At 71.4% G+C, this 730-nt stretch carries 1 protein-coding gene; it reads right to left on the reverse strand.

The features are described from left to right. Positions 1–40: 40 nt before the first annotated feature. Positions 41–643 carry a hypothetical protein gene (locus AC08OJ_RS12645; protein WP_476595819.1) on the reverse strand — a complete coding sequence of 201 codons (603 nt, stop codon included), beginning with the start codon at positions 641–643 and terminating at the stop codon, positions 41–43. Positions 644–730: the final 87 nt, after the last annotated feature.

The following is a 730-nucleotide window of genomic DNA, read 5'->3' on the forward strand; positions in this document are numbered from 1 at the left end:
CAAGTTATTTCATTCCGAATCCATAGGTACCCCCAGAGCTTTACCCCTGGCCGCTCCGGAGGAGAACCGCCCGCCGGTACAGGCGAGGGCTGCCCGGGATGAGCCCCGTGTCGAGCAGAAGGGTGATCTGGCCGGGTGCCGACTCGAAACCGAAGGCACTGCGCCCGGTATCGGCCAGCACGATCCGGCCGCGCCCGGACGCCGTGTCGAGGAGGCCGTGTGCCGGGTACAGCCGATCCCCGCGCCGGCAGTCCCGCGCTGGAACCCCGAATGGGCCGAACACCGGCACGTCGACGCAGAAATACCCCGCATGGCTGCCCCGGAAGAGCCCGTCCGGCCCAATGACGATGTCCAGATAGAAATCCCGCAGCCCGCCGGACCCCGGGCTCACCCGCTCCAGGGAGTACCAGCGCCCGGCGATCCGCGCTGCTTCCGCAGGCTTCTGGGGCCTCGCCCCGCCGCCCCTTCCCTCCGCCACGTCTCGCCCGCAGGTCCCGGAGGCAGGCGTTCCGGTCTCATGGGTTCCCGGTCGGACACCGCTTGCCCCAGGCCGGCCGCCGGCCTCCCGGCGGCGCTCGATCACCTCCGCAGCCAGCTGGGCAAGGGCCCGCAATACCTGCCCGCTCCCGCTTCCCCGACTCATGCGACCGCCATCCCGATCATCGCAGCCCCGGACCCCGGCGCGGGCATGTCCTGTTCCGCCGTACCGTCCCCGGCCCGGCAGCATGTG

The sequence above is a fragment of the Frankia sp. CgKIO3 genome (assembly GCF_977946435.1).

Coding starts and splice junctions, on each gene's coding strand:
- AC08OJ_RS12645 (WP_476595819.1), bottom strand. CDS start 643: ATGAGTCGGGGAAGCGGGAGCGGGCAGGTATTGCGGGCCCTTGCCCAG.